Source organism: Pseudomonadota bacterium, from assembly GCA_026388275.1.
Taxonomy (GTDB): domain Bacteria; phylum Desulfobacterota; class Syntrophorhabdia; order Syntrophorhabdales; family Syntrophorhabdaceae; genus JAPLKB01.
In genome coordinates this window covers 42,109-48,316 of the sequence record JAPLKB010000029.1, presented here as the reverse complement: position 1 = coordinate 48,316, position 6,208 = coordinate 42,109, and the positions used below count along the sequence as shown (strand labels likewise).

Annotated in this window: 6 protein-coding genes and 1 pseudogene; 5 read left to right on the top strand and 2 right to left on the bottom strand. The window is 47.5% G+C overall.

The window, feature by feature from the left end:
- Nucleotides 1-337 (top strand): hypothetical protein (locus NT010_08155; protein MCX5806023.1); only part of this gene is annotated, 337 nt, incomplete at its 5' end.
- 468 nt (nt 338-805) lie between these two features.
- Here the strand turns inward: NT010_08155 and NT010_08150 are convergent.
- Nucleotides 806-1,723: a helix-turn-helix transcriptional regulator gene (locus NT010_08150; GenBank protein MCX5806022.1), complete on the bottom strand. Its 918-nt coding sequence runs from the start codon at nt 1,721-1,723 to the stop codon at nt 806-808.
- Nucleotides 1,724-1,790: 67 nt separating this feature from the next.
- On the opposite strand from NT010_08150, the pseudogene NT010_08145 reads away from it, so the two are divergent.
- Nucleotides 1,791-1,952 (top strand): annotated as a pseudogene (locus NT010_08145) (helix-turn-helix domain-containing protein).
- A gap of 202 nt (nt 1,953-2,154) precedes the next feature.
- Here the strand turns inward: NT010_08145 and NT010_08140 are convergent.
- Nucleotides 2,155-2,859, bottom strand: coding sequence for a VPLPA-CTERM sorting domain-containing protein (locus tag NT010_08140; protein ID MCX5806021.1), 705 nt, complete (start codon nt 2,857-2,859; stop codon nt 2,155-2,157).
- Nucleotides 2,860-3,150: 291 nt separating this feature from the next.
- Here NT010_08140 and NT010_08135 point away from each other — a divergent pair, with 291 nt between their 5' ends.
- Genes NT010_08135 through NT010_08125 form a run of 3 tightly spaced genes read left to right on the top strand, consistent with a single transcriptional unit; the run spans nt 3,151 to nt 6,182 of the window.
- Nucleotides 3,151-4,041, top strand: a complete 891-nt coding sequence (locus NT010_08135; GenBank protein MCX5806020.1) for an energy transducer TonB — start codon at nt 3,151-3,153, stop codon at nt 4,039-4,041.
- Nucleotides 4,042-5,478 carry an ABC transporter ATP-binding protein gene (locus tag NT010_08130; GenBank protein MCX5806019.1) on the top strand — a complete coding sequence of 479 codons (1,437 nt, stop codon included), beginning with the start codon at nt 4,042-4,044 and terminating at the stop codon, nt 5,476-5,478.
- Nucleotides 5,475-6,182, top strand: coding sequence for an energy-coupling factor transporter transmembrane component T (locus NT010_08125; GenBank protein ID MCX5806018.1), 708 nt, complete (start codon nt 5,475-5,477; stop codon nt 6,180-6,182). The genes NT010_08130 and NT010_08125 overlap by 4 nt, the downstream gene beginning before the upstream one ends.
- The last annotated feature ends 26 nt before the right edge of the window (nt 6,183-6,208 follow it).

Below are 6,208 nucleotides of genomic sequence, written 5' to 3'. Positions count from 1 at the left end.
TACTGCTAACCTTGGAAGTCCTGACTTTTTTACCATATTTGATGAAATAATGGAGACGCCTGTAACCAATGTTAAATTAGAGAAAATGCTTACCGCATATAAACAAGCCAAACCGAAATCGACATCTAAACCTATGCCTATTAAAAAGAAAGTTGCTGTCTTAAAAAATGCAAAATCATACTTTGAGAAAAAGACCGGGATGTATACGAAATCAGATATTCAGACATTTCTTGATGAACTGCGGGTTTTAGTCTCTTTCATGGAAAAGCATGTTGAAACAGCCCCGGAGATTGTATCGGTGAAACAACCAGATAAAAAACCTGTTCCGCAGGTGTGAGAATTAATGTGTGCAAGCGGCTTTACTGTTCCTTGAAAGGCAAGGATTATCAATAGAAACGTGTCTCTTCCATCATTATTGGTATGGTTATTTATAACACGAACAAATGCACACACTACACGGTTTCCCAGAGGCAAGAATTACAGGAAGGCAGTAGTACCACAGCCAAAAGCCACGCAGTGTGCATTTCGAGAAGAAAGCAGTGCCTCAGGCAAAAACCGCGCAGCGCGCATTCCTGGAATACAGCCGTTCTATAAAAGTACACAAAAACCGGATGAACCTGAATTTCTAACATAAAAATGCAATTTGCCTCACAAATTTAGTGCAATTTACTTACGGGATGAGCTTTTGCTGCTGTTTGTGGAGTAAATATGCCGGTTTTATTATAAATATGTTTTTGCAAATTTATATATAATTCTAAAGAGTTATAAAGATTACTGAAACTTAAATACGAAAGAAGCTAATTCTTCATTTAGTCGAATAGAGGATTTTTCCGGAATCCTTAAAATTATAGTTGCCCATTTTTGCCACCCTTTTCCGGAAGTCCGGTGACCGCAGGACCTCAATGAATGCCTGGACTCCAGGCTCGAAGAAGGTTGACTGGTCCAGGATCATATCGAATTGCTCCTCACGGATGGGAATAAAGGCAAGCCCGAAAATGTTTGCAACTGTAATAGTGGCAATACCTACATCCGCTTCTTTTGAATAGATCGACTGGCCGATTTCCAGGTGTGTATAGGATTCGTTGCCGTAGCCTCTTATTTCAGAGGCAGGGATTGACAATTGCTTCAGGTGGAGGTCCGTCAGGACTCGTATGCCTGACCCCTTTTGGCGATTGATAAATTTTACATCCTTGCGCCTCAGATCGTGGAAGTCTTTGATACCCAGCGGATTTTTCGTAGCCACTACAAAACCGATTTCCCGGTGAAACAGGTTGACGACGACAGGCTTGATGTTCGGGGTACAGGCAGGAAGGAAAGGGACATTGTATTCCCCGGACTTCGGATCAAAGAGATGCGACCATGCGATATCCGTGTGCCCTGTGTTCAGCGCCTTCAGACCTTCCGTACTCCCAACGCTCGCAGAGAACATAAAGAATTCGGGATAAGATCTCTTCATGTGTGCCTGAAGAAGGTCCAGGATGATGTCATTACTTCCGGCTGCCAGAAGAGCGTACTCCATTTTTCTGGTCTTCTGTTTTGCCTGTTCCAGGCCGGCATTTGCGTTAGTCTCTATCCACTCCTCGATTATTTTTCTGGGGAATATCCATTTGCCTGTTATCCGTGTCCCGGGAATCTTCTGGGCTGTTGTCAAAGCATAAACCTGCTTCTCGTGTATGCCCAGGAACTTGGCAAGCTCTTTCGTGTTCATCATCTCGTCCGACATTATTTTCCCTCCTTGAGATAGTAGTAAATAATAAATCTAATTTGGACGGCTGTCAAAGAGAATTATAATGCGGGAGAGGGCACACATGAGTCAAACTGTGTTTGCCCATTGCCTCAATGTTTCAGCCGGTTATGTATCTCAATTGGAACGCGGCACGAAGCCTCCTACCGGCGCCGTACTGACGCTTCTCAACGTGATTTATCGCAAAGGCATTGACACAATCCTCTGACCTGAGATTTCAAACAAGTGACTGAATAATCGTCAAGGAAACGATACTGCCATCCTCTTAATTAGCTATTGAATATAAAGAAAGACTTGTCTTATGAATTTACAGCGAAAAGATTAAACTGCAAGAAAACATGAGCAACAAATTAGACAGCCCGCAACTTACAAGGCTGCAGGCTGTCTAATTTGTGAAATATGCTATTATATCAGATTGATTTCCTTCTCTTTATAAACCCAAGTCCGGCAAGACCGGAACCGAGGAGCCATATAGCTGCCGGAATTGGCACCATATTGACCTGGAAATTGTCCATAACGAATTTATTGTAGCTTTGAGTATTGGGGTCGTAGCCCGACATGTAAACTGCGTCAATATTATTCCCGGTCTGAGAAAAGGGTCTCCACGTCGAGTCTGCAGTTACTCTACCGGAATCATATATTTTTGTCCAATTTCCATTATCATCATAGTCATAAAACTGGACATTGATTGCGCCTGCCGCTTTCGGTCGCCTATAGTCAAACGCAACTGAGTTAACAGGATGATCAAATTGAATCCATCCATCTGCAAATCCACCATTATACCACATAATATGGCCATCCACGTTGCCATTTTTATCAGCAAATACTTCGGAAGGGTATCCAGGTTTATCGGCATAGCCAAATTCATAGCCACTAGTGATTACATTGGCCACAACACCGCTATTGATTGGATTAACTGTCCAATTCACTCCCTTGGCCGCATACTGATTGGTAATCTTGTCGCCGAGAGGCCTTGGGTCAGGAGAATGAGGGTTAGTGTAATGGGTCCCGGAGCTAATTCCCTCCTCATCAAAGCTGATCGTGACCAGCCCAGCTCCTGCGCCCGATGCCATACAAAAAACCAATACTAAACTTAATAATAATATCTTTTTCATAGTTCCTCCTAAGAAATTGCTTTATTGTTCTTGTACTTATTTGTAGTTATAAGTAAGTTTTAGTTCCACATTGTCTAACATACACTTTTTTACATTATTTGTCTGTAGGAAAAATACGACATTTTTTGTAATCCAAGAAGATTTTTAGCCCCATAGGACAACCTGGTAAAAATATGTTACCCCGCAGGCTGCTTTGCCGGTGCGGAAAAGTACCTTATCCGGACTGGAACCAACTAAAACCTACAACTTTTACCCTCATTATGTTATATTTATTCCCTCATTGGAGTTGGAGTGAACCGCGGCCCCGCAATTTCGGGGAATGAATTGCTCCGCGATAAGCCGCTGGTTAGTATTATTGTTGATTACAGGTCTGAAATGAACGAAAGCATATTTAGCGAAGTGAAAATCATTCCGGGCAACAGGTCCGTCTGGATGAAGTACATAGCCATTGCTTTGGCAATTCATGCCTCGGTGCTCTGCATACCCTTGTCTAAGAGGGTTCCGGAGACGGCTAATGAAAGGGCCATAGATGTGATAGTGATGAGTCCGGAGGCGGCTCCTCCGCCAATGCTTAGTTTCACAAGTAAACGCCTGCCCGGTGCTCCCGGCCCGGAAAAGTCTGCTCCTATGCCGGGTAAAAAAACCTCTATACCAGGGCTGACTAAGCCGGGTGAAATGGAAAAAAAGAAAGAGCCCGGGCCTGCCGGTCCAGGGAACGTGGCGGACGAGCAGGTTATTGCACAGGCCGTTGACAGCCATGGTCAGGCAGACGGCAAAGGAGTGGCTGTAGCCGGGTTGAATTTAGGAGGAGACAAAATAGGATTCGGGAGCGGCGGCACCGGGACCGGTACAGGCAGCGGCGGTGGTGGAGGCGGAGGAGAAGGAGGACCCTGGAGCGGCCGGTTCGGAACAGCCGACGGTCCGCGGTTTCTTCACCATGAGATTCCTGAATATCCCTTCTCGGCAAGAAAGCGCGGTAAGGAAGGAAAGGTGGTTGTCATTGTGACAATCGACGAAAAAGGCAAACTTATAAAATCAGAAGTGGTGGAAGCAACAGATAAAATATTTGTCCAGCCGGTGATGGAAGCACTCAAGCGGTCGACGTTTCTGCCCGCGAAGAGAAATGGTGTTCCCATCGCCTGCAGGGCCGCGCTTCCCGTTTTATTTGCAATGCAGGATTGAATGTCTTTGAAGGAATCGTCTTATGCCATGTCTAATCAACCGGCAAATACCGCCCCATCAGGCGGCCTGGACGTCGTTGACTTATCCTACCGATATCCTGGAGCAAAGACAGATGCCCTCCACAATATATCGCTCTCTATTAGACAAGGTGAATGCCTTTGCCTCACAGGACGGTCAGGGTCTGGAAAGAGCACGTTGCTGCTTGCCATTTCAGGTCTTCTTGAAGGGGGGATACTTACCGGTGAGTGCCGGATGGACGGAGGTGCAGCGTGGCCCTCTATAGGGATTGTTTTACAGAATGCAGATTCACAGATACTTTCCACGACGGTGGCGGACGAGGTAGCCTTTGGACCCTCTAACTTGAATATCCCGGCCCATGAGATTGACGAAAGAGTGGGCAGAGCGCTTGAAGCAGTCGGGCTTATTGGCTACGAAACGAGAAACGTGGAAGGACTCTCTGCCGGCGAAAAACACCGTTTGACTCTCGCAGCGGTCCTGTCAATGGAGCCGTCCATTCTTCTCCTCGATGAGCCCACAGCCCAATTGGATGCGAGGGGAAAGACAGCCCTCCAGTCCATCCTTAGAGGTTTGAAAGAACGTTCCTATACTATCATTGTGGCTGATCACGATGTGCGCCCCTATGCGGATATTGTGGACCGGTTTATTTGCATCGACAGCGGCATGATTGAGAAGGAGACGTATGAGGCACCCTTCCGGGAGATTGACCGGGCAGGCCATGCAGGCTCGCACCCGCGGGATCGAGCGGCACGCGGCGAACCTGTTGTCGATCTCGACGCGGTGTGTTTCGCCCGGCAAAAAGGACAACCTGTGATTGTCGATCTTTCAATGAAGGTTTACGCGGGCGAGCGTATCCACATATGCGGGGACAACGGCGCGGGAAAATCGACTTTGTTCAAGTTAATTACCGGCCTGTTGCAACCGGATTCGGGATCTATCAACGTGCTGGGTTTGATAAAACCCAGGCCGGAAAAGCTCAGGGGAAAGGTGGGCTTACTGCTCCAAAACCCGGTGCGCCAGATATTCGAAAGCACAGTCCGTGAGGAACTGGCTTTTTCGCTAAAAAGACAAAACCTCACTTCAGATCAAATAGATGCCCGCACAACAGAGGCTCTTGCCTTATGCGACATGCTTGGTTTTGACAGCCGTTCCCCATTCGCTCTGAGCTATGGTCAGCAGCACCGGATTACCCTGGCTTCACTGATAGCCCTGAACCCGCAGATATTCCTTCTGGATGAACCTTTCTCAGGCCTCGAATTCGAGTTCAGGTACAGGATGCTCGACATACTGAAAGACTACGGTGATCAACGGGGTTGTACCGTAATCCTCACATCCCACGATCCGCTTGTTGACCCTGCCTGGGCAGACCGCTCCTATTTTATGGAAGCGGGAAAGCTTACTGAGGATTCAATGACATGAAAGAATATGGAGCGCTCCACAATGCTTTTCAGTTCCAGTATCACGACTCTCCGATCCATCGTCTTGGCGGCGGATGGAAACTCGTCTTTGCCCTTGCTTTGTCGGCCGCTGCCGTAGCTGCGCGGGGACCATGGACTATCCCTGCCATTCTGGCGGTGATTATGGTGCTTTACGGAGTCGCACGCCTCGGAATAGCAGGATTCTGGGGCGATGTTCGACTCTTCATCATTCAGATTCCTATCATTGTTGCTCTTTACCTGATCAGGGACGGCGTGGCAAAGGGACTGGGGCCGGGATTAAAGATAGGCTTTCAGATCCTCCTTTTTTTCCTGCCGAATGCCCTGTTCCTCCGCACTACGAGGAGTTCCGAGATCATGGCAGGTTTGAAGAAAATCATGCCGGTTAGCCTTGTCTTTATAATCATCACAAGTCTTCGCTTTGTCCCCTTTTTTGTCCGAGAAATCGAGGAGATAGCTCTCATGCAGAGACTCAGGGGCGCTTCGGTGGCGCCCCGTGATCTGATTGATCCCCGGAACTGGAAAGACCTATTTAATTGTCTCTTTATTCCACTCTTGGTCCGGGCAATCAAGACTGCGGAAGAAGCAGCCCTTTCTGCCGAAGCAAGGGGCTTCGATACCCGGCGCCGACCGCGAAGCAGTTCAGCGCAGGATGCAGCCAGTCCGGACGATGAACAGATTAAATAAATGGGTCTTGCCAAAAAGTTGAATGA